We start from the raw sequence: 948 nt of genomic DNA, 5'->3' as shown, positions 1-948 counted from the left end.
ACTCGGTCGACACCTATGGATGTCACGTTGAGCGAGGTTCGAGGGCGGCCGTAACCGGGGCCGACTGTCCGGAGTAGACGCAGCGGCTGGGATCCGGTAGATCATCTTTTGTGAGGAAGTTGATCGAGGGCCAGCCGCTGCGCTGTGAAAGTATGACAGGGCTACGGGCCCAGCGGCTCGCCGACCTGATCGGCCGGGTGCGTGAGATCGTGGGCGATGAGTGGGAGAAGCCGCCGGTCGGGCGTTCGCACGTGTTGCCGCTGCCCACGGCGGTGATCGCGGTGTTGTTCGGCCTGCGGCACAACCTGCCCGACGAGGTCCTCGGCGAGGTGTTCGGCTGCTCGCAGGCCACGATCACCCGCTATCACGAGATCCTGCAGCCGATCCTGCGCTGGGTCACCCGCCCCGAAGTCGACCAGCGCCTGGAGCAGACCCGCCGCGAAGGTGTGCTGGTCGACGGTTTCGTCGCTCCGGTGGGTGAACGCGAGTCCTATCACGGACTGTTCTCCGGTAAGAAACACCTGTCAGGGCAGAACGTGCAGGTCATCGCCGATCTCGACGGGCGGGTCGCCGACGTGGGTGAGCCGGTCAACGGCGCCCGCCACGACACGGCGGCGTTCTTCATCTCCGGCATCGCCGAACGCTGGGCCACCCACCTCGCCCCTGGCGGCCCAGGAATGATCGGCGACGGCGGCTACCAGGGCACCGGACCGATCACCCCACACAAGAAACCACCCGGTGGCGATCTGACCGCCAAGCAGAAGGCCTACAACTACAGCGTCAACCGACTACGCGCCGGGCGTCGAACGCGCCATCAGCCACCTGAAGAACTGGAAGATCCTCAAGACCGGCTACCACCGGATCATGACCGACTTCCCCGACGTGTTACGCACCGTCACCGCCCTGGAGATCTTCAGAACCACCGCACCGGGTTATGAATGACCCTCC

Annotated in this window: 1 protein-coding gene; it reads left to right on the top strand. The window is 65.4% G+C overall.

The annotated features are described in order from the left end of the window. Positions 1-110 precede the first annotated feature (110 nt). Positions 111-938, top strand: a complete 828-nt coding sequence (locus KJS59_RS30670; RefSeq protein ID WP_249715202.1) for a transposase — start codon at positions 111-113, stop codon at positions 936-938. Positions 939-948: the final 10 nt, after the last annotated feature.

The organism is Rhizomonospora bruguierae (assembly GCF_018397995.1).
GTDB classification, from domain to species: Bacteria; Actinomycetota; Actinomycetes; order Mycobacteriales; family Micromonosporaceae; genus Rhizomonospora; species Rhizomonospora bruguierae.
This window is presented reverse-complemented; position numbering and strand designations above follow the sequence as displayed.